Source organism: Rhizobium sp. 10N414, assembly GCF_056394785.1.
Map to the genome: position 1 here is coordinate 72,208 of NZ_JBFTIN010000021.1, position 21,780 is coordinate 93,987.

Below are 21,780 nucleotides of genomic sequence, written 5' to 3' on the forward strand. Positions count from 1 at the left end.
CGGCGTTGACTTGCTGAAACCGATTAAATGGAGGATCACATGGATCAGCTCTCACCAATGCTTCGCCTTCCCGAACAACCCAAGACTTTCGGCTTTTTTGTCGATGGTCAATGGAGGCAGGGTAGCGACCACTTCGAGCGAGTCTCCCCAGGTCATGGTGTGCCCGTCTCTCGAACTTCCCGTTGCACGGTCGAGGATCTGAACGCAGCCGTTGCCGCTGCAAGGGCAGCCTTCGAAAATGGCTCCTGGTCTGACCTTTCCGGGGCGGAACGAGCTGGCGTCCTCTTGCGTGTCGCAGAAATTCTGAAGCGCCGACGCGATGAGGTGGCTTATTGGGAAACGCTCGAGAACGGCAAGCCGATCTCGCAGGCACTCGGTGAAATCGATCACTGCATTGCGTGTTTCGAGACAGCGGCTGGAGCTGCGCGCGCATTGCACGGCGACAGCTTCAACAATCTCGGAAAGAACCTGTTCGGCATGGTCCTGCGCGAGCCGATCGGCGTCGTTGGATTGATAACGCCATGGAATTTTCCTTTCCTGATCCTGTGCGAACGCGTTCCGTTCATTCTCGCGTCCGGATGCACGCTCGTCGTGAAGCCTTCCGAGGTCACCAGCGTCACGACGTTGCTGCTCGCGGAGATTCTCGTCGAAGCCGGGCTGCCGCGCGGCGTCTACAACGTCGTCACCGGGTCCGGGCGCACCATCGGGCAGGCGATTACCGAACATCCTGATATCGACATGGTGTCGTTCACCGGATCGACTGCCGTAGGCCGTGCCTGCGTGCATGCCGCAGCCGACTCCAACTTCAAAAAGCTCGGATTGGAACTCGGCGGCAAGAACCCGATTATCGTGTTCGCCGACGCCGACCTTGAAGCGGCGGCGGACGCCGCCGCCTTTGGCATTTCTTTCAATACCGGACAGTGCTGCGTTTCATCGAGCCGACTGATCGTCGAAGCCAAGGTCGCCCAGCAGTTCGAGGAGCTCYTGGCGTCGAAGATGAAAAAAATCGTCGTTGGGGACCCGCTCGATCCGGCTACTCAGGTCGGTGCGATCACGACGGAGGCACAGAACAAAACGATCCTCGATTACATCGAAAAGGGCAAGTCGGCTGGAGCGCGAGTTCTTGTGGGCGGTTCGAAAATGGAGCATGACGGCGGCCAGTACATTCAGCCGACCCTATTCACTGGGGTTCGTCGCGACATGGAGATCGCAACCGACGAGATTTTCGGTCCCGTATTGTCGAGCTTTAGCTTCGAGACGGTCGACGAGGCGGTGCAACTGGCGAACGACACGGTGTACGGCCTGGCAGCGAGCCTATGGACATCCGACGTCAGCAAGGCGCTGTCAGTCACGCGTCGCGTTCGGGCAGGACGTTTCTGGGTGAACACTATCATGGCGGGTGGGCCGGAAATGCCGCTCGGGGGATTCAAGCAGTCCGGATGGGGTCGTGAAGCCGGCATCTACGGCGTTGAGGAATACACCCAGATAAAGTCGGTTCACGTCGACATCGGCAAACGCCAGCCCTGGATCGTGTGATGATCAATTCGTTTGACTATGTCATCGTCGGCGGCGGATCGGCAGGCTGCGTGCTCGCAGCTCGCCTGTCCGAGGACCCGGCGGCGCGGGTGTGCCTCATCGAAGCTGGCGACCGCGATAAGAACCCGCTGATACATATGCCCGTCGGCTTTGCAAAGATGACGACCGGGCCGCTGACCTGGGGCCTCGAAACTGTTCCACAGAAGCACGCCATGAACCGCGTAATACCCTATGCCCAAGCGAAGGTGCTGGGCGGCGGCTCCTCGATTAACGCCGAGGTATATACGCGGGGCCATCCAAGCGACTACGATCGGTGGGAGCAAGAAGGAGCCGAGGGATGGGGCTTCAAAGAGGTCCAGAAATACTTCCTTCGAGCCGAAGGCAACACCGTCTATTCCGGAGCTCTTCATGGTACCGATGGGCCGCTGGGAGTGTCGAATATTCCTGACCCCAACCCACTCACCAAAGCCTTCGCGAAGAGCTGCCAGGAGTACGGCATTCCCTACAATCCGGATTTCAACGGAGAGCGTCAGGAAGGAGCGGGCATCTACCAGCTAACGACCCGCAACAATCGACGCTGCTCGGCCGCGGTAGGATACCTGAAGCCTGTTCTTGGACGGCCAAACCTTACACTTGTCACCGGTGCGCTGGTGCTTCGGGTGGTGTTCGAGGGCGCCAGGGCGGTCGGGATCGATTATGTCGTCGGCGGAAAAAAACTCCATGCTGGCGCCGCGACCGAGGTCGTCGTCACGGCGGGGGCGATCGGAACGCCGAAGTTGCTTATGCATTCTGGAGTAGGTCCGGCAGCGCATCTTCGATCGCTGGGCATTCCGATCATCCAGGATCTGGGTGGGGTTGGCCAGAACCTTACCGATCACTACGGTGTCGATATCGTGGCGGAGATCAGGAACCGCGAGAGCCTCGACAAGTATAACGAGCTCCGTTGGATGCTATGGGCAGGGCTTCAATACGCGCTGTTCAACTCCGGCCCCGTGACTTCCAATGTCGTCGAAGGCGGCGCGTTCTGGTACGGCGACAAGTCGGAGACGCGGCCGGACCTCCAGTTCCATTTCCTCGCCGGAGCGGGAGCAGAGGCAGGCGTTCCATCGGTTCCGAAGGGAACCTCGGGCGTGACCCTCAACAGTTACACTCTAAGACCGAAGTCGAGGGGAACAGTTACGCTGAGGTCATCTGATCCTCGCGATTTGCCGCTCGTGGATCCCAACTTCCTCTCAGATCCGGATGACCTCAGGATCTCGGTGGAAGGCGTGAAAATAAGTTGCGAAATCATGCGGCAGGCATCGCTTCAGAAATACGTGAAGACGATCCATTTTCCGGACCCGAACGTTCGAACGCAGGCAGATTTCGAAGACTATGCGCGCAAATTTGGAAGAACGTCCTATCATCCCACCTGCACATGCAGGATGGGCACGGACGAGATGTCGGTTGTGGATCCAAAGCTTCGCATTCACGGCCTGGAGGGAATCCGAATTTGCGACAGTTCGGTGATGCCATCCTTGGTTGGCTCGAATACGAACGCCCCGACGATCATGATCGCGGAACGCGCTTCCGATTTCATAAAGGGCAACCGCTAAGCACGAAAGACGCCTGCCGAGAGGCGACCCATCTGTGATGCAGAGGGTCGCTACTTCGGCCATAGCTGATCAGACACCGGTCGTTGCTATCTTTGTCTTGATCCATTTTCGAATAGCTACGCTCGCGCTTCCTTCTCGTCGACAATCCGACTTCGGCGTTCCCCACGAGTAAAATCTGAAATTGGTGTCCGCTGCAGCGAAAGCTGCTGGCGAAGAGTTACCGCTGGCTGATTGTGAAGACGATTGCGCACTAGGCGCTCGTCTTCACTATCCTTGGACGTCGTATCCCATCCGGATTTTTACGCTTCGGATGTGTCCCATTCGGGTGCCCACGGAACCTTGGTTTTGTCCACGCATCTGTAGTTGATTGCCGTCAGAGCATCGATGCGTCGCATATCGACGCTGCTGAGGATGAAGTCCATGACCTCGAAATTGGCTTTGATGTTCTCGGGCTTGGTCGACATCGTGTTGATTGCCACTCCCTTCTGCAGAATCCATCTGAGCGCGACCTGAGCCGCCGTCTTTCCGTAGGATTCGCCGATCTGGCCAAATTCGGGATATCTGAAGATCTCACCTCTGGCGACCGACGAAAACGACGCCAGTGGAATGCCCGTGCGATACGATGCCTCGAGGAGGATTGATTGATCGAGGAGCGGGTGGAATTCGACCTGGTTGATCGCGATTTCTCCGTCGAGCACGGAGTGAGCTTCGTGCATCATCGCGGCCGTAAAATTGGAAACACCAATCTCTTTTGCCAGTCCGTGGCGCTTCGCTTCGCGAAGGAGAGACAATACAGGGCGATTGCTTCCGGCCGGGTCCGGCCAGTGGAGAAGAAGGACGTCAGCCTGCGAAACCCCAAGGGCCTTCAGACTGGTTTCTACTGATTTCAGAAAGCGGTCCTCCGGGTAGTTGTCCGGATGTACTTTCGTGGTGAGGAGCAATTCCGTGGGGGAGACGTTCGCAGCCCGGATCGCGTTTCCGAGATCTGCTTCGTTACCGTACATCTGGGCGGTATCGAACGCCCGGTATCCGATTTCATAGGCTGCCGCGAATGCGTCCTCCAACTCCTTCCCATTGAGGGGGTAAGTTCCGAACGAACGCTCGAATCCAGGCTTGAAGCAAACAGACATTTTCTCTCCTCCACACGATAAGTCTCAGAAAAATTTTGGCAATTCCGGCGTTGCGAAACATGCCGGAACACATTGTTTTTTCTAGCTTGCGCTTCATTGCAGGAACACCTATAACGCACTAACCAGTTACTTGCAACGGTCGGGAAGGAAACACATGTCCAAGGTGAAAACCGCTGCGGAAGTCGCGGCACTAATCAAGAACGACGCCATCGTCGCCGTGAACTCCTCGAGCGGTCTCTGCTGCCCTGATGAGGTGCTGGCAGCAATTGGCGAACGCTACCGTGGCGAGGGCGCGCCCCGCGGCCTCACGACCATCCATCCGATCGCCGCCGGTGACATGTTCGGCACCAAAGGAGTGGATCACCTGGCGCAGCCGGGACTGATCAAGAAGATCATCGGCGGATCGTACCCTTCCGGTCCGTCGTCCGCGGAGCCGCCGCTGATCTGGCAGATGCTTGGACGCAACGAAATCGCGGCATACAACGTTCCGAGTGGCGTGCTGTTTGATATTCTCCGCGAGGGCGCAGCGATGCGACCAGGGGTCCTTACGAAGGTCGGGATGGAGACCTTCGTTGATCCGGAAAACGAAGGCTGCGCAATGAACGATGCAGCCAAGGAGGAGCCGATCGTATTCCGCCAGAATTTCGCGGGGGAGGATTGGCTGTATTTCCCGGCGATCCGTCCGGATGTAGCGATCATTCGGGCAAGCACAGCCGATGAGCGCGGTAACCTGACATTCGAGCACGAGGGTGCCTATCTCGGCGCGATGGAACTGGCGCTCGCCGGGCACAATGGCGGGGGGATCGTCATCGCCCAGGTAAAGCGTATCGCGAAGGCTGGATCATTGAAGCCGCACGACGTTCGCGTGCCGGGCATCCTGGTTGACTACATCGTAGAGGCACCGGAGCAACTGCAAACAACGGCGACATCGTATGACCCGGCGATTTCGGGTGAATTGTTTCGGCCTCTCGACAGCTTCCGTATCCCCGAGTTCGACGTTGCGAAAGTGATTGCCCGCCGAGTGGCGCGCGAACTTCAGGGTGGCTGGGCAGTCAACATCGGTTTCGGGATATCGGCGAACGTTCCTCGCATTCTTCTGGAAGAAGGACGTCACGGCGATGTCACCTGGGTTATCGAGCAGGGGGCTGTAGGCGGAATCCCGTTGCTCGACTTCAAGTTCGGCTGCTCGTCGAATGCCGAAGCGTTCGTCGCGTCTCCTCATCAGTTCGCGTATTTCCAGGCGGCGGGATTTGATGCTTCACTTCTGTCCTTCCTGCAGATTGACAAGGATGGCTCCGTGAACGTCTCGAAGCTTTCGGCAAGGCCGCACGTGACTGCCGGCGCGGGTGGCTTCGTAGACATCACCTCCCGTGCCAAGAAGATAGTGTTTTCCGGTTATTTCAACGCTGCCGCAAAACTCTCCATCGCTGACGGAAAGCTGGTCATCGATCGCGAAGGCAAAATTGCGAAGATCGTCGACAAGGTGGAGCAGGTTTCCTTCTCCGGCAAGCGGGCTATCGCGCAGGGACAGGACGTCACCTACGTGACGGAGCGCTGCGTTATCAAGTTGACTGCCGACGGACTGGTGGTAACGGAGATCGCTCCGGGGGTCGACCTTCAGACACACATTCTTGACCAGGCCGAGACCCCGCTACGCATCTCGCCGAACCTCAGGATCATGGACCCTGAGCTCTTTCTTCCCCATCCACGTGCCGTCCCGCAGCGGAAACTGGATGCCGCATGATGGAAGAGGCGTCCCGGAGGATATTCCTCGAATACGAGGAAGACATTGCCGTGATGACCATCCGGCATAAGGAGAGCCTGAACGCGATAGACGCTATGGCGGTGGAGCAGATCTACCTGGCGTGCAGGGAGATCGAGGGTAACACCTCGGTGAGGGCACTCGTAATCACGGGCGAGGGCGAAAAGACATTCTCTGCCGGAGGCGACATCAAGGCCTGGGGCGCGCTGACGCCCCAGCAGTTCGGTCGTGACTGGATCCGACGCGGTCACGATGCGTTTGATGCCGTGGCGCGTCTGCGGGTGCCTGTCGTTGCGGTGCTTAATGGCCATACATTCGGAGGCGGGCTGGAACTTGCGGCCGCAGCCGACCTTCGCATTGCGGAGGCGCATGTCAAGTTTGGTCTGCCTGAGGCGAGGCTTGGAGTTATCCCCGGATGGTCGGGCACGCAACGGGCGGTGCGACGTTTCGGATCGGCAGTGATACGTCGCATGGCACTGTTCGGTGAGGTCCTGAACGCAGAGCAGGCCCTGGCCTCGGGACTCGTCGAAATCCTTGTCCCGAAGGGCGATGGCATGACGAAGGCCAGGGACGTGCTGACTTCCGTAAGGTCCCGCGCTCCTCTTGCGACCGAGATCGTCAAGATGCTTATCAATGCCGCCGAGGAAGAGGAGGGCCCCCGTGTGCTGGATACGGTCGCAGGTATGTGTGTCGCCTTTACGGATGATCTGAAGGAGGGTGTTTCGGCATTCACCGAAAAGCGCAAGGCGCGGTTCAAGGACTCATGACATGGATCTCGACAAGCGCGCCTTTCTAACGGCGCTTTTCGACGCGGCGATCGCTGCGGCGGACCCGGAGCAAGCGCTCTTGAATTTCATGCCGGCACAGCCGAAAGGCCGAACAATCGTGGTCGGGGCGGGAAAAGGTGCGGCACAACTCGCGAGGGCGTTTGAAAAGAACTGGAACGGCCCCCTCGAAGGCGTTGTGGTGACACGTTACGGATACGCGGTTCCCTGCGAGCGCATAGAAGTTCTGGAAGCATCACACCCGTTGCCCGACGAGGCTGGTTTGCGGGCCGCAGGACGACTGCTCGCTGCGGTCGAGGGACTCAACGAGGACGATCTGGTCGTCGCCCTCATCTGTGGCGGCGGGTCGGCGCTGCTGCCGGCTCCTCCGACCGGATTTGCGCTTGATGACGAAATCGCGCTGAACCGGGCGCTTCTCGCGTCCGGTGCTCCCATTTCAGCGATGAACTCTATCCGGAAACACTTCTCACGGATAAAGGGCGGTCGTCTTGCACAGACATCTTACCCGGCAAAGGTGGTTACACTCGTCGTGTCAGACATTCCTGGCGACAACGCCGCGTTTGTCGCCTCTGGCCCGACCGTGCCTGACGATACTACTCGTGAAGATGCACTTGCAGCAATCAATCAGCATCGGATCTCCCTTCCCGAAAGAATATTGGCCCACCTCCACGATGAAAAGGCAGATGCGCCGCGACCGGATAATCCCGCATTCGGCCGGAACGAGGTCCATGTCGTGGCGTCGGCGGGGCGTTCCTTGGAGGCTGCTGCCCGTGTTGCGGAGAACCTTGGAATTCGGGCAGCAATCCTGTCAGACTCCATCGAGGGGGAGGCTCGCGAGGTCGGTCACGTACACTCTGCGCTTGCAAGGGAGGTCGCCATTAACGATAGACCGTTCAAGCGTCCTGTAGTGCTTTTGTCGGGAGGCGAGACGACTGTCACGCTGAAGGGTAGCGGAAAGGGCGGCCGCAACACGGAGTTCCTTCTTTCGGTGGCCTTGGGCATTGCAGGCAACGACAGCATTCATGCTTTCGCGGCAGATACCGACGGGATCGATGGCAGTGAGAACAACGCCGGGGCATTCGCGGATGGAACGACGACCGCCCGAATACGCCAGTGTGGATTTGATCCCGCTTCGCTTCTTGCCGACAACGACGCCTGGACCGCGTTTTCTTTGGTGGGTGATCTCTTTGCCCCTGGTCCGACAGGGACGAATGTGAACGACTTCCGAGCAATTCTCATTGGAGATAGGGCCTAAGAGAATGGGCCGGATTTTTGATCCGGCCCCCTTCGCTGTTCTTGCCGTCTGTCCCTACGCGATCGAAACAGGCGCGTCCTCCCGAAGCAGTCCTTGCCGCTTCAACTCCTTCCAGAATTCGCCAGGTATCGGGTGGCTAAACCACTCAAGGTTTTTCCGAAGCTGTTCAACCGTGCGGGTTCCCGCGATAAAGGACGGGATGGCCGGATGGGCGACGACGAATTGCATGGCTGCGGCGGGAAGGGGAATGGAGTACTCCTTGCACACCTTCTCGATACGGCTGACGCGATCAAGAATTTCGGGAGAGGCCGGAACGTAGTTGTACTTCGCGCCTTCGATCGCCCCCGTTGCGAGAATGCCGGAATTGAAGCCGCCACCGATCACCACGGCAGCGCCTCGTTCTTCGCAAAGGGGCAGGAATTTATCGAGCGATTCCTGCTCCAGGAGCGTATAGCGCCCCGCCAGAAGGAAGCAGTCGAAGTCGCGCTGCCGCAATGCCTCATAGCAAACTTCCCACTCATTCACGCCCACACCAATTGCACCGACCACACCCTCGTCCCGAAGCCTTGATAGCGCCTTCCAGGTTCCATCCATCGCCGCCTTGAACACGTCGGGCTGCTCGGATCCGCGTGTGAACACATCAATGTCGTGGATGAAGCAGATATCGATCCGCTCCAGCGCGAGGCGCTGAAGTGAATCTTCGAATGAACGCATTGCTCCATCGTAGGTGTAGTCGAATACCATCTCATTGGGTGCGGCGTTGCTCCACGGAGAGAAGTCGATCTCGCGCCGCTTTCTGGGCTTCAGGAGGCGACCGACCTTCGTGGAAAGCACAAATTGATCGCGATCCTTCCAGCGGAGCGAGTGGCCGCACCGAAGCTCAGACAAGCCGTGCCCGTACATCGGGGCTGTGTCGTAATATCGAACGCCCGTATCCCACGCCAGTTGCACCATCCCATCGGAGGTCGCCTCGTCGATCGGACGTGCGAAATTTCCGATGGGCGCTGCGCCGAAAGCGAATGAAGTGACTTCGAGGCTAGTCCTTCCAAATTTTACCTTGGTTCCGGGATTCATGAGCTTCCTCCTTGCTAATGCACCATGTAGTTAGTTACATTGCAGATCCGTTGACGGGTGACAAGACTTTGGAGGGGAGATCTTGCTTAATTACGACTACATCATCACCGGAGCGGGACCTGCGGGGTGCGTGCTGGCGAATAGACTCACCGAAGACCGCGACGTTTCAGTGCTGCTGCTCGAGGCGGGAGGACGAGACAGTCATCCCTTCTTCCGCATGCCGGCTGGATTCGCGAAAATGACGAAAGGGATAGCCAGTTGGGGTTGGTCCACCGTGCCGCAGAAGCACATGCAGGGGCGAGTGCTCTGGTATACGCAGGCCAAGGTGATCGGCGGGGGATCAACCATCAACGCGCAGATCTACACGCGCGGCAATGCCCGCGATTTCGACGGGTGGAACGACGAGGCTGATTGCGCAGGGTGGAGTTACCGCGATGTGCTGCCCTATTTCAAAAGGGCGGAGGGAAATGAGCGCTTTCACGACGACTTCCACGGAAGCGAGGGGCCGCTTGGTGTGTCCATGCCCCGTGCGGCGCTACCAATATGCGACGCATTCATTCGCGCGGCGCAGCAGTGTGGCATCCCCTACAATCATGACTTCAATGGGCGCAAGCAGGAAGGAGTCGGCTTCTACCAGTTGACGCAGAAAGACGTGGCGCGTTCGTCAGCGGCTTCGGCGTTCCTTCGTCCAGCGATGACCAGACCGAACCTAACCGTCATGACGTCAACGGAAGTGTCGCGCGTGGTCATAGAGAAAGGGCGGGCGATCGGTGTCGAGCTGGTAGATCGTCGTCGGAACAAGAAGGCGATCGTTCGCGCGGATCGAGAGGTGCTTGTAACCTCGGGAGGAATAGGATCACCGCGTCTTCTTCTGCTCTCCGGCATAGGCCCCGCGGATCACCTGCGGAACATTGGCATCGAGGTTCGGCACGATCTAAAGGGTGTCGGGGAAAACCTCCAGGACCATCTTGACCTGAGCGTGATCTCCGAATGCTCCGGAGACTTCAGCTACGACACGGTCCAGCGACTTGACAGAACCGTTGTCGCCGGCCTGCAATATCTGCTCTTTCGCGCGGGGCCTGTTGCATCCTCGCTCTTCGAGACGGGAGGCTTCTGGTACGCAGATCCTGACGCCCGTTCGCCGGACATCCAATTTCACTTCGGCCAGGGGTCTGGAATTGAAAAGGGGATCGCAAAACTCGATAATCCAGGCGTCACGCTTAACTCAGCGTTCATGCGACCTCGCTCACGCGGAACGGTCAGACTCCGTAGCGCGGACATAGCAGAGGCTCCTCTTATCGACCCAAACTACTGGGCGGATCCTTATGATAGGGAGATGTCGCTTCGCGGACTTGAGATAGCGCGGGAGATCATGAGTGCTCCGGCATTGAAGCCATTCCTTCTGCGTGAGGCACTTCCCGGTTCAGTGGTTTCAGGCGAACAGGAACTGGTGGACTTCGCCTGCCGCGTGGCAAAGACCGATCATCATCCGGTAGGCGCGTGCAAGATGGGACGCGACCCGATGGCGGTCGTATCACCGGAACTGAAGGTTCACGGACTGGAAGGTCTTCGTGTGTGCGACTCGTCCATAATGCCTCTCATCAACTCTTCGAACACGAATGCTCCGACAATCATGATTGGCGAGAAGGCATCAGACCTTGTCCGCGGACTGCCGGCATTGCCGCCGGCAATCTTCGAACATGAAAGAAACGATCGCGTCCGTCTGGCGAGGTAGTCGCGGACGAAAAAACCAATGATCGAGACGTGCGTCCGAAGGGATGGTGGCGCGGAGTAAACGCGCGTCTGTAGAGCTTCCAGATCTGACTGCAAGCAACTGAAATAACAACATACTTTGTGCAGATCGAGCGGTTGCGCGGATTGACAGGAGGGAAGTATCAGCTCTATGTAATGCACTAACTAGATACATAATTACAGATTGAATAATCGAGCATTTGCACGGCGTTGCGCCGCGCGGGAGGCACCATGAAAATCTTCGGAATAGAGCATTTTGGCTTCACCGTTCCCGACATGGACGAGGCGGTGGAGTTCTTCGAAACAATATTCGGCGCGGTCACCGCTCTTGAGACCGGTAAGATTGAAGTCGACGACGAATACATGAAGCGTCGGCTCGGAGTGCCGGGTAATTGCCGCATCGAGAATATTAAGGTCCTGCGAGTGGGCAAGGGCAGCAACCTCGAAATCTTCCAGTACTCGGGCGATGACGGCAGCGTGGAACCGAAGCGCAATAGCCAGCCAGGCGGCTTTCACATCGCGTTTCAGGTCGACGACGCGAACGCAGCGGCGGACCGCCTTCGCGCGAAGGGTGTCGACCTTCTGGAGGGGCCTACGTTCGTCGAATCTGGTCCAATGGCGGGCCTTACATGGCTCTACCTGCGCGCGCCGTGGGGACTGTTCCTTGAGATCGTCAGCATGAACGGCCCGCTTGGCTACGCGAGGGACGGTGGGCCGAAATTGTGGTCGCCGCTCGACTGAAAAAATTCGCGCGGCGTCGTGCCGCCGGATGGGGCCGTAATGGCCATAGAGTTCATTTTTCAACCGGATGCGAGGAGGCATTCAATGAGTGGATGGAAAAGACAGATCCTGGGATTCGCGCTGGCACTAGGCACCGCCACGGGAGCTCTTGCGCAGGACAAGCCCTTCAGTGGAATTACCCTGAAGATGCTTGGCATCGGCGACACATCTGTTACGCGGCTTGCAAAGATCACTGGCGAGTTCGAGGAGATGACGGGAGCCAAAGTCCAGATTGACATGCTTCCGTACCCGGGGCTTATCGACAAGATAACTGTTGAGACGAGTTCCGATAATCCGACCTACCAACTTCTTTGGGTCGACAGCCCGTGGATCGGTGTCCTGGGTGAAGCGGGATCGCTCCAGGATCTCACCGACTATGCCAAGCGCGATGCGGCCGAAATCGGCCTTAACGACATCATTCCGGTCCAGCTTCAGGAAAACAGCTGGCAGGGACGGCTTCTGGCGTTTCCCGCTTCTGGTATGATCTGGCACGTGAACTACCGTCAAGACCTGTTCGATGACGAGGGCGAGAAACAGGCGTTCAAAGCCAAATACGGATATGATCTGGCTGCTCCCAAAACCTTTGACCAATATCGCAACATTGCCGAGTTTTTCACCAGGAAGAAGGGCGACAAACTCGCCGGGAAGGTGCTTGAGTCGGATTTTTACGGCACCTCGCAATCCTACAGTCGAGTACAAGGTGCGATCACCCATGATTATTTTCCGATCATGCGCGCCTTTGGCGGCGACTACTGGGACCCGAAAACGGGACTTTGCGCCATGACGGGTGAGCCGCACGTCAAGGCTGCCGAGTTCATGAAGTCTCTCGTCCCATTCAATCCGCCGGATTACCTGGGCCTGATGTGGGACATCCAGTCCGGTTATATGGAGCGGGGCGAAACCGCGATAGCGGGTTACTGGAGTGTTCGCACGGTTCGCCTGACCAATCCGGCGGAAGCGAAGTTACCCACGATCGGCAAGGCAGGCTTCTCCGCGAGCCCGACTGCTGACGGAAAGCCGGAACCGACCTACACGGGGTCGCTGTCTTTTGCGATCAACGCGAAAGTTCCGGAGAAGGAGAAGGAAGCCGCCTGGGCCTTCATCAAGTGGGGTAGCAGCGAAAAAATCATGCGCCGTCTTGCTGAAGAGGGATGGGGGATCAGCCAGTTCCGCAAATCGATCCTCGCCGATCCTGCGCTTCAAGCGAAGTACCCGTACTACAAGGTTCTCCTCGATACACAGGACAATGCCCGCCGCCGTATCTTCCATCCGTTTTACGCGAACGTGGAAGAAAACTTTGGCGTCGAGCTGAGTAAATACATGGCCGGCGAGACGAAATCCGCCGAGGAGGCGCTAAAGACGGCTTGCGACGCCGTGAATGCCCAACTTGAATCCATTCCGCTGGAAATGCGCCTGCGGTGGATCAATGACGCGCCCGTCGCGGTTCTCGAAAAGTGATCCTATCGCCGGTCCGTCACCGCGGCGGGCCGGCAGCACCCAACCGCAATTCCGGAAGTCACCCATGAGCTACGTTCGAAGCCGCAACCGTCGGCTCGCAGGTCTGTTTTTGCTACCCACAGCAGCCGTCCTGTTTCTGACGACGATCTACCCCATGCTCTACGCGCTGTGGCTCAGCCTACGCAACTACGACCTCGCGAAGCCATTCATTCCGCGAGTCTTCGTAGGACTGAAAAACTATCGCGAAGTCCTAACCTCTGACGCCTTCCTCCATTCGCTGGTGGTGACTTTCAAGCTTATGGCGATGACGCTGAGCTTTCAGTTTATCCTCGGCGTGGCCATGGCCATTCTCGTGACGCAACGCCTGCCAGGAATGGCGGTTATCCGGACGCTGCTACTCATTCCAATGATGATTTCTCCGGTCATCGTCGGCCTGGTGTGGCTGTTCCTCTATTTTCCCGAACTTGGCTATCTCAACTACTTCCTGTCGCTTCTTGGCCTGAACCCGATCCCATGGATTACCAGCACTCAGTGGGCGTTGACCGCGATCGCCATCGCTGACATCTGGCAGTGGACACCTTTCATTATGATGGGGACAGCGGCGGCGCTGCAAAGCCTGTCCCCGGAGCCCTACGAGGCGGCCCGCATCGATGGAAATTCAACCATCGAGGTATTTCTTCACGTGACGTTACCGCAGCTCAAGCCTGTCCTCGTCAGCTTGCTGTTCCTTCGTGCGATCGATGCCTTCAAGATTTACGACATCATCTTCGTGCTTACGAAAGGCGGCCCTGCGGACGCGACCGAGACTATTGCTCTCTACATCTACCGGCAGAGCTTCACCTTCTGGCGCATGGGAGTCGGGGCGGCCGCTTCGTTTGTATCTCTAATAGTTATCTCGGTGCTGATCACGCTGTTCTTCCGCTCTATGCAGAAGTCTGCGAACAGCCGATAGCCGACCCATCTCGGAGTCATTCAACATGACGAAGCTCTCATTCCGTCAATCACTCCTGACATATGTGCTGATCGGGTTCCTGCTCGTGATCTTCATGATCCCGATCTACCTCATTCTCGCATCGTCCCTGAAGCCGTCCGCGGAAATGTTCTCGCGCCCGCCGGCTATCTTCTTCACGCCGACCCTGCAACATTACGTCGATCTCTTCACCCTGAGGCCGTTCCACAAAAACCTGATCAACAGCCTTGTCGTGACGCTTGGATCCACGGCTTTCAGCGTCTTCTTCGGGACGCTCGGCGCTTATGCCCTATCGAGGATACGTCACCCGCGCATCTCCGACGTGGCTTTCTGGATTCTGTCGATGCGGATGTTCCCGCCCATCGCCGTGGTGGTTCCCTACTATATCATTTTCAAGGCGGTCGGGCTTCTCGACACACCGATGGCGTTGATCATCGTCTACTCGACCGCCAACGTGCCGCTCACGGTGTGGCTGATGAAGGGTTTCTTCGACGAAATTCCCGAGGCCCTTGAAGAAGCGGCACAGGTGGACGGCTACGGCGTTGCAGAGATTTTCTGGCGGATCACGCTGCCATTGGCTGCGCCCGGGCTCGCGGTCAGCGCGGTATTTTGCTTCATCTTCTCGTGGAACGAATTCCTGTTTGCCCTGATGCTGACTGGTTCGAACACCCAAACGGCAACCGTTGCCGTGATGTCGTTCTGGAGCAGTGACGCCGTCCAGTGGGGACGGATCATGGCGGGCTCCTTCATCATTCTCATCCCAGGCGTCGTTTTCGTCCTCACCTGCCAACGCTGGCTTGTGCAGGGTCTGACCCTTGGATCCGTCAAGTAATCTAGGCCAGAGAGGAACACGATGGCATCGGTAACAATATCAAACGTCGCCAAATCCTACGGAACGCTTACGGTCGTACACGGCGTAGACCTCGACATCGAGGATGGCGAATTCGTCGTGCTCCTCGGACCCTCCGGGTGTGGGAAGACCACGACGCTTCGGATGGTCGCGGGGCTCGAAGACATATCTGGCGGGGAGATCCGGATCGGCGGACAGGTTGTGAGCGACAAGCCACCGAAGGACCGGAAGATTGCGATGGTCTTCCAAAATTACGCTCTCTATCCGCACATGACTGTGCGGCAGAACATGGAATTCGCGCTTCGTCCGCAGAAGCTTCCGAAAAACGAGGTCGACGCCAAGATCGGGAAAATCTCGACCATGCTCGGACTTGACACTTTGCTCTCGCGGCGTCCCGCGCAGCTGTCGGGCGGCCAGAGGCAACGCGTCGCCATGGGCCGTGCGATGGTCCGGACGCCGGAGGTGTTCCTATTCGACGAACCGCTCTCCAATCTCGACGCGAAGCTCCGCACTCAAGTGAGAATGGAAATCGCCAAACTTCATAAACAACTTGGGACGACGGTTATCTATGTGACCCACGATCAGGTGGAGGCGATGACGCTCGCGGACAAGATCGTGATCATGAGGGACGGACGGATCGAGCAGATCGGCGTCCCGGAAGAAGTATTCCTGCGGCCCAGAAACCTCTTCGTGGCGACCTTCATCGGCAGTCCGGCCATGAATCTCTTCAAAATGAAGGCGAAGTGCCGCGCGGATGATGGTGTGCTTGTCTGCCCAGACTTCGCAGTCGAAATTCCCGCTCGACTTAAAGGCCGAATTCGCGATGGACAGCGCGTCACACTTGGTGTCCGGCCGAGCGACATCCGACCCGTCGCGCTAGGGGAGAAAGGCCTTGTCGAGGCCAAGGTCGATGTTGTCGAATATCTGGGTGTCGAGGCGCTGGTCGATCTGAGATGCGGCCGCCAGGAATTCATCGCACAGATGCCAGCCGGCACGAGGCCCTCAGTCGATAGCTCGATCGGGCTCGCTTTCGATCTTTCCGGTCTGCACTTTTTTGACAGCGAATCCGGCGACTCCCTTGACGCGAATTAGGAGCGAGAAGATGGCGAAAGGAATTGTTTTTACCGGGAAGAACCAGGCCCACCTCGAACCCGTGGAGCTGCCAGCACTCAAGCCTACAGAGGTCCGGGGGCGGACCATGGTTACACTGATCAGTCCGGGGACCGAGTTTGCTTGGCTGGGCGGCGAGGCATTTCCAATCCGGCCGGGTTACGCCGCGATTTTTGAGGCTGAGGAACTCGGTGCGGCGGTGGTTGGCATCGAGGTCGGCGATCGGCTGTTTTGCATGGGGCCTCATCAAAACATACAGCAGATCGACTGCAATTATGTTCTCAAGGTGCCTCCAGAACTGCCGGCGGAGATCGCGGTGCTTGCCCGCCTCGCCGGTGTCTCGATGACGACGTTGATGACAACAAAGGCGAGACCCGGAGACAGGGTTGTCGTGGCCGGAGGCGGGCCCGTTGGATATCTCGCCGCCCAGCTTTTCCGGCTTTCTGGCTACGATGTGTCGGTCGTGGATCCAGACCCGGTTCGCCGGCGGCAGGTTGAATCCGGAGGCGTCGGGAACGTCTATGCATCAATGCCTTTGGACAACGAGCAAATAGCGGGGAAGGTAGCGCTTGTGGTCGACTGTTCCGGTCACGAAGGCGCTGTGCTTGACGGATGCAGGATCGTCCGCCCTCACGGCGAGGTGGTTCTGGTGGGGGTTCCTTGGAGACGTCTCACGGAGATCCACGCTCACGATATCCTGCATGCTGTCTTCAACAATTTCGTCCACTTGAGAAGTGGCTGGGAATGGGAAGTGCCTATACTGGCAAGGGCGTTCAAGTGGGAAGAATTGCTCGAAGGGTATAACAACACCCCTCAGAGTGTCTTCTCCGGATTCGAGAAGATTCTCGCGTGGCTGGCCGACGATCGGATTCATGCCGCAGGTCTGATCCGAAGAATTTCACCTGCCAACCCGGCCGCTGCCTATGAAACGTTGAAAGCCCGCGGCTTCGAAGAGCCGTTCATCGTTTTCGATTGGAACCTCTCGTCGGAAATCTAGAAGTTTGCCAGCCAACGCGTTGACGCGGGCTGGTTTATTTGTTAATCAGTAACTAACCAGTTACATAGTTATGAGGACACTTTCATGCTGCTGACCGAGATTCACGAGCAGGTTCGAGAAACTGCGCGCCAGTTTGCGGACGATGTAATTCGCCCAGTTGCCCAGGCGCTCGATGAGCAAGAGCGGTTTCCGTCGGAGATTTACGAGCAGATGGGGCAACTCGGACTTTTCGGGATCTGTGTGCCTGAAGAAATGGGCGGACCCGGTCTCGACACGCTTGCATACTCGGTGGTTATGGAAGAACTCTCGCGCGGTTACGCCTCCATCGCCGACCAATGCGGACTTGTCGAATTGATCACGACACTTCTCGTCCGCCACGGAACGAAGGAGCAGCGGGAGCGATTGTTGACCGATGTGATGTCGATGCGCACCAAGGTCGCCTATTGCTTGACCGAGCCGGAGGCGGGAAGCGATCTGTCGGGTCTGCGGACATCTGCCGAGCGAGACGGAAGCGGATGGAAGCTCAATGGGGGCAAGATCTGGATTCACAACGCCCCCGTCGCTGACGTGGGATTCGTTCTCGCCCGCACCGACAAAAATGCCGGTCATCGGGGGATGAGTATTTTCATAGTCGATCTCAATGCGGAGGGCGTCGAGCGTGGTCCCAAGGAACACAAGATGGGCCAGCGCGCGAGCCAGGTGGGGGCCTTGAATTTCAACAATGTCTCGCTTCCCGGGGACGCGCTTCTCGGTGAGGAGGGACGCGGATTTCACATGATGATGAGCGTTCTCGACAAGGGCCGAGTGGGCATTGCCTCACTCGCAGTGGGTATCGGTCAGGCCGGGCTAGAGGCCGCCCTTGACTACGCAGTGCAGCGCAAGCAATTCAATTCGCCGATCGCCGAATTCCAGGGGGTCCAGTGGCTGCTTGCCGACATGGCCAAGGATGTCGAGGCGGCTCGCCTTTTGGTCCATAGCGCAGCGAGCAAAATCGATCGAGGTGAAGACGCTACCAAGGCATGCTCCATGGCCAAATGCTTTGCAGGGGATATGGCAGTGGCTCGCACTGCGGACGCGGTCCAAATCTTCGGCGGAAGTGGCTATATTCGGGGCTTCGAGGTCGAGAGACTCTACCGCGACGCGAAGATCACGCAGATCTACGAAGGGACAAACCAGATCCAGCGCATGATTATCGCGCGGCAGCTCGTTAAGAACGGTGCGCGGTGATGGCGGAGACTTCGAGTCAAGTCGCTCTTGTCACGGGCGCTGCGCGTGGTATCGGACTGGCGATTGCCAAGGCACTTGCAACTGCAGGCTTTTCGGTGGCGCTCAATGACTTCGGGCGGGATGACGAACTGGCTCTAGCTGTGGAAGCTTTGAGTGACTACGGCGCAAAGGCTGTCGCCGTTCCAGGAGACGTCTCCGATTTATCGAAGCACGAGTTGATGTTGCGGACCGCAACCGACGCCCTCGGTCCGATGACAACGCTCGTGAACAATGCGGGGGTAGGGGTTCTCTCGAGAGGCGATCTGCTTGAGGTGAGCGAAGAGAGCTACGATCGCTGCATGGCGGTCAACGCGAAGGCACACTTCTTTCTGACACAGGCCTTCGCGAAGTCGCTCGTCAATGCAAAGCGCTCGCCTCATCTCTTCTATTCCGTCATCAACGTGACGTCTTCGAACGCGGTAGCGGTAGCGGTCCAACGCGGCGAGTACTGCGCTTCGAAAGCAGCGGCTGCAATGATTTCCAAAGTGTTCGCGGCTCGTCTTGGGCAGGAAGGCATCGCGGTCTTCGACGTCCAGCCGGGACTGATCGAAACCGAGATGACTGCAGCCGTGAAGGACAGCTACCGGACCAGGGCCGAGGAGGGACTGACCCTTTTCCCGCGGCTCGGCCAGCCCGATGACATCGGAACTATCATCCGCACCGTGGCCACCGGGGCGTTGCCCTACATGACCGGCCAAGTTCTTTCGGCCGACGCTGGCCTCCTGCTCCCCAGATTCTGAAAGGTACAACGATGCGCATTGCCATACCAAACGAGACCGGACGTATCGAGAGCTACCAGCTTGTAGCGAACCCGCTCCCCTCAGGTGATTACTCGCGATCTTTCAATCGTCGTGTGTTTTCCGCGGCGCATGTGGTTGCCGACCCGTTTGCATCGACGAACCCTGGTAGCGCGGCAGCGGTCGACTGGGAGGCAACTCTGGCGTTTCGTCATCATCTCCACGGCTTGGGACTCGGAATAGCCGAGGCGATGGATACCGCTCAACGTGGAATGGGACTTGACTGGGCCGGAGCGCTGGAACTTGTTCGCCGTACCAAATCCGAACTACCCGATGCCCTTGTCTATAGCGGGGCCGGGACGGACCATCTCGATCCCAAGGAGACGCGCTCGCTTGAGGACGTCGACCGCGCCTACGCCAGCCAGATCGAAGCCGTGCAGAATGCCGGAAGCGACATCATCCTGATGGCAAGTCGGGCGCTAGCAGCGACGGCGGCGGGTCCGCGCGACTACGTGACGGCGTATCGGAAGGCGCTCGCGCTTTGCGACAGGCCGGTCATCCTTCACTGGTTGGGCGAAATGTTCGACCCCGCGCTTGCCGGCTACTGGGGTGGTAAGGACTTTGAACAGGCAATGGAGACCTGCCTCCAGATCATCTCTGAAAATGCGAGCAAGGTTGACGGCATCAAGATATCGCTTCTCGATAAGGAGAAGGAAATCCGTATGCGTCGGCTTCTACCGCCGAGCGTAAAGATGTATACGGGCGACGACTTTAACTATCCGGAACTCATTGCGGGCGATGACGTCGGATATTCGCACGCACTGTTGGGTATCTTCGATCCGCTTGCTTCCGCTGCTGCGTTCGCAATGTCGCAGCTTGCTGGCGGCGATACGGAAGGCTTCCACCGGACGCTAGACCCAACGGTGCCGCTCGCAAGAACCATCTTCCGTAGCCCGACGCAGTACTACAAGACCGGCGTCGTATTCTTGGCTTGGCTGAACGGTTTCCAGAACCACTTCGTCATGTTGAACGGGCATCAGGCCATGAGACCACTCCCCTATTTCGCAGAGGTCTTCAAGCTTGCGGACCAGTGCGGGGTACTTCGCGATCCCGAGCTTGCTGTTCATCGCTTCAAGCAGCTGCTGGCGCTTCACGGAGCCGACGGAAATGCGTGATTTTTCAAACGATCACTCCGCGCTTGCTTTGAACACCGCCACCCTCGGCCACAATCTCGACGGCTTCGGGGCAGGATGGTCGCCGGAACAGGTGATCGATGGCTGCGCGGCCCGCGGCTATGGCGGCGTGGTGTTCTGGCGGAGGGAGATTGGCGCAAATGCGATCGCCATCGGCGAGAGGGCGAAATCCGCAGGATTGAAGGTCGCCGGACTTTGCCGATCGCCTTTCCTGGTGGGCCCGCTTGCTCCGATAGATAAAGACGCCATCCGCGACGACTTCCGCTCGTCGATCGACATGGCCGCGGGATTGACCGCGCCAATCCTCACCATTGTCGTGGGCGGCGTCGAACCAGGCACAAAAGGTATGCGCGACAGTCTCAAGCTTGTCGCCGAGCGCGTCGCGGACGCGTGTGAATATGCGGAGAAGGTGGGCGTGAGACTCGCTCTTGAGCCGTTGCATCCCGTCTATGGTGGCGATCGATCTTGCCTGGTCACGGTCCGGGATGCAGTTGATCTATGCAATGCCGTCAATGCGACAAATCTCGGACTCGCGATCGACGTTTATCACGTCTGGTGGGACACTGATCTGGCCGCCCAGCTTAAACGGGCGGGCGAGAACCTGATTTATGGCTTTCATCTTTGCGATTGGCTTTCGGAGACGAGAGACATCCTGCTCGATAGAGGCATGATGGGCGACGGCGTCGCTGACCTCCGCGGCATCAGGCACGCGGTCGAGGAAGCCGGCTACAACGGCGTCTGCGAAGTCGAAGTATTTTCGAAAGACAACTGGTGGAAGCGCGATCCGAACGAGGTCCTCGACGTCGTTGTCGAGCGCTTCCGCGCGGTATGTTAACTCAGGAGCGGTTCCATGAAAATTCTCGTCCCCGTGAAGCGGGTGGTTGATTACAACGTGAAGATCCGCGTGAAGCCGGATGGCACAGGCGTCGAGCTTTCGAATGTGAAGATGTCGATGAACCCGTTCGACGAGATCTCGGTCGAGGAAGCGTTGCGGCTGAAGGAAGCCGGCAAGGCCGAGGAGGTGATCGTCGTGTCGATCGGCCCGGCCAAGGCCGAAGAGACGCTGCGCACAGCACTTGCCATGGGTGCCGACCGCGCCATCCTGGTGGAGACCGACGATGCCGTCGAGCCGCTCACTGTGGCCAAGATCCTCAAGGGCGTCGTCGACGCCGAACAGCCGGGCCTGATCATCACAGGCAAGCAGGCGATCGATGACGACAGCAACCAGACCGGCCAGATGCTGGCGGCGCTGCTCGGCGCGGCGCAGGCGACCTTCGCCTCGAAGATCGAGATCGAAGCTGCTGGCCCTGGGGGCAAGGCCCAGGTGACGCGCGAGGTCGATGGCGGCCTGCAGACGATCGAGGTCAAGCTGCCGGCCGTGGTCACATCAGATCTGCGCTTGAACGAGCCGCGCTACGCCTCGCTGCCGAACATCATGAAGGCGAAGAAGAAGCCGCTCGACAAGAAGACGCCGGCCGACTTCGGCGTCTCCACCGCGCCGCGTCTGAAGGTCTTGAAGACCGAGGAGCC

The 21,780-nt window shown here is 58.3% G+C and carries 19 protein-coding genes; 17 read left to right on the forward strand and 2 right to left on the reverse strand.

From position 1 onward, the window contains the following. Positions 1 to 39 precede the first annotated feature (39 nt). Together AC1DE4_RS19225 and AC1DE4_RS19230 are read left to right on the forward strand one after the other, a co-directional pair. Entirely contained in the window at positions 40 to 1,536 is a 1,497-nt protein-coding gene (locus tag AC1DE4_RS19225; protein WP_477882554.1) for an aldehyde dehydrogenase family protein, read from the forward strand. Then, positions 1,536 to 3,131 carry a GMC family oxidoreductase gene (locus AC1DE4_RS19230; protein WP_477882556.1) on the forward strand — a complete coding sequence of 532 codons (1,596 nt, stop codon included), beginning with the start codon at positions 1,536 to 1,538 and terminating at the stop codon, positions 3,129 to 3,131. Before AC1DE4_RS19225 ends, AC1DE4_RS19230 begins: the two co-directional genes overlap by 1 nt. 299 nt (positions 3,132 to 3,430) lie before the next feature. Here the strand turns inward: AC1DE4_RS19230 and AC1DE4_RS19235 are convergent, their stop codons facing one another. Beyond that, positions 3,431 to 4,261: an aldo/keto reductase gene (locus AC1DE4_RS19235; protein ID WP_192241719.1), complete on the reverse strand. Its 831-nt coding sequence runs from the start codon at positions 4,259 to 4,261 to the stop codon at positions 3,431 to 3,433. A 154-nt stretch (positions 4,262 to 4,415) separates the two neighbouring features. Between AC1DE4_RS19235 and AC1DE4_RS19240 the strand changes: the two genes are divergently transcribed. From AC1DE4_RS19240 to AC1DE4_RS19250, 3 genes are read left to right on the forward strand one after another with little or no spacing between them, the layout of a single operon-like run. Next, the gene (locus tag AC1DE4_RS19240) at positions 4,416 to 6,005 is read left to right on the forward strand and encodes an acyl CoA:acetate/3-ketoacid CoA transferase (protein ID WP_477882558.1); all 1,590 of its coding nucleotides are present in this window, start codon (positions 4,416 to 4,418) and stop codon (positions 6,003 to 6,005) included. Beyond that, entirely contained in the window at positions 6,002 to 6,790 is a 789-nt protein-coding gene (locus AC1DE4_RS19245; RefSeq protein WP_477882560.1) for an enoyl-CoA hydratase/isomerase family protein, read from the forward strand. The genes AC1DE4_RS19240 and AC1DE4_RS19245 overlap by 4 nt, the downstream gene beginning before the upstream one ends. A gap of 1 nt (position 6,791) precedes the next feature. After that, a complete protein-coding gene (locus AC1DE4_RS19250) occupies positions 6,792 to 8,063 on the forward strand; it encodes a glycerate kinase type-2 family protein (RefSeq protein WP_477882562.1) in 1,272 nt (423 codons plus the stop codon). Between the two features lie 54 nt (positions 8,064 to 8,117). Here the strand turns inward: AC1DE4_RS19250 and AC1DE4_RS19255 are convergent, their stop codons facing one another. Continuing rightward, positions 8,118 to 9,137 carry an aldo/keto reductase gene (locus AC1DE4_RS19255; protein WP_477882564.1) on the reverse strand — a complete coding sequence of 340 codons (1,020 nt, stop codon included), beginning with the start codon at positions 9,135 to 9,137 and terminating at the stop codon, positions 8,118 to 8,120. An 82-nt stretch (positions 9,138 to 9,219) separates the two neighbouring features. Between AC1DE4_RS19255 and AC1DE4_RS19260 the strand changes: the two genes are divergently transcribed. The 12 genes from AC1DE4_RS19260 to AC1DE4_RS19315 form a co-directional block, all read left to right on the forward strand. After that, positions 9,220 to 10,872, forward strand: a complete 1,653-nt coding sequence (locus AC1DE4_RS19260) for a GMC family oxidoreductase (RefSeq protein WP_477882566.1) — start codon at positions 9,220 to 9,222, stop codon at positions 10,870 to 10,872. A gap of 248 nt (positions 10,873 to 11,120) precedes the next feature. Beyond that, positions 11,121 to 11,630, forward strand: a complete 510-nt coding sequence (locus AC1DE4_RS19265) for a VOC family protein (RefSeq protein WP_477882568.1) — start codon at positions 11,121 to 11,123, stop codon at positions 11,628 to 11,630. Positions 11,631 to 11,714: 84 nt separating this feature from the next. Beyond that, on the forward strand, positions 11,715 to 13,127 hold the full coding sequence (locus AC1DE4_RS19270; RefSeq protein WP_477882570.1) for an extracellular solute-binding protein: 1,413 nt from the start codon (positions 11,715 to 11,717) through the stop codon (positions 13,125 to 13,127). Positions 13,128 to 13,191: 64 nt separating this feature from the next. Further along, positions 13,192 to 14,079 (forward strand): carbohydrate ABC transporter permease, encoded by an 888-nt coding sequence (locus tag AC1DE4_RS19275; RefSeq protein WP_477882572.1) that lies wholly within the window; start codon positions 13,192 to 13,194, stop codon positions 14,077 to 14,079. A 25-nt stretch (positions 14,080 to 14,104) separates the two neighbouring features. After that, the gene (locus AC1DE4_RS19280; protein WP_477882574.1) at positions 14,105 to 14,929 is read left to right on the forward strand and encodes a carbohydrate ABC transporter permease; all 825 of its coding nucleotides are present in this window, start codon (positions 14,105 to 14,107) and stop codon (positions 14,927 to 14,929) included. Positions 14,930 to 14,950: 21 nt separating this feature from the next. After that, entirely contained in the window at positions 14,951 to 16,039 is a 1,089-nt protein-coding gene (locus tag AC1DE4_RS19285) for an ABC transporter ATP-binding protein (protein ID WP_477882576.1), read from the forward strand. Further along, a complete protein-coding gene (locus AC1DE4_RS19290) occupies positions 16,002 to 17,054 on the forward strand; it encodes a zinc-binding dehydrogenase (protein ID WP_477882578.1) in 1,053 nt (350 codons plus the stop codon). The genes AC1DE4_RS19285 and AC1DE4_RS19290 overlap by 38 nt, the downstream gene beginning before the upstream one ends. 84 nt (positions 17,055 to 17,138) lie before the next feature. Beyond that, the gene (locus tag AC1DE4_RS19295; RefSeq protein ID WP_477882580.1) at positions 17,139 to 18,281 is read left to right on the forward strand and encodes an acyl-CoA dehydrogenase family protein; all 1,143 of its coding nucleotides are present in this window, start codon (positions 17,139 to 17,141) and stop codon (positions 18,279 to 18,281) included. Next, on the forward strand, positions 18,281 to 19,060 hold the full coding sequence (locus AC1DE4_RS19300) for a 3-ketoacyl-ACP reductase (protein WP_477882582.1): 780 nt from the start codon (positions 18,281 to 18,283) through the stop codon (positions 19,058 to 19,060). The genes AC1DE4_RS19295 and AC1DE4_RS19300 overlap by 1 nt, the downstream gene beginning before the upstream one ends. Positions 19,061 to 19,071: 11 nt before the next feature. Beyond that, positions 19,072 to 20,232: a dihydrodipicolinate synthase family protein gene (locus tag AC1DE4_RS19305; protein WP_477882584.1), complete on the forward strand. Its 1,161-nt coding sequence runs from the start codon at positions 19,072 to 19,074 to the stop codon at positions 20,230 to 20,232. Next, positions 20,225 to 21,085 (forward strand): sugar phosphate isomerase/epimerase family protein, encoded by an 861-nt coding sequence (locus tag AC1DE4_RS19310; protein ID WP_477882586.1) that lies wholly within the window; start codon positions 20,225 to 20,227, stop codon positions 21,083 to 21,085. Before AC1DE4_RS19305 ends, AC1DE4_RS19310 begins: the two co-directional genes overlap by 8 nt. A gap of 15 nt (positions 21,086 to 21,100) precedes the next feature. Further along, on the forward strand, positions 21,101 to 21,780 hold a 680-nt coding region (locus AC1DE4_RS19315; protein WP_477882588.1), incomplete at its 3' end, for an electron transfer flavoprotein subunit beta/FixA family protein.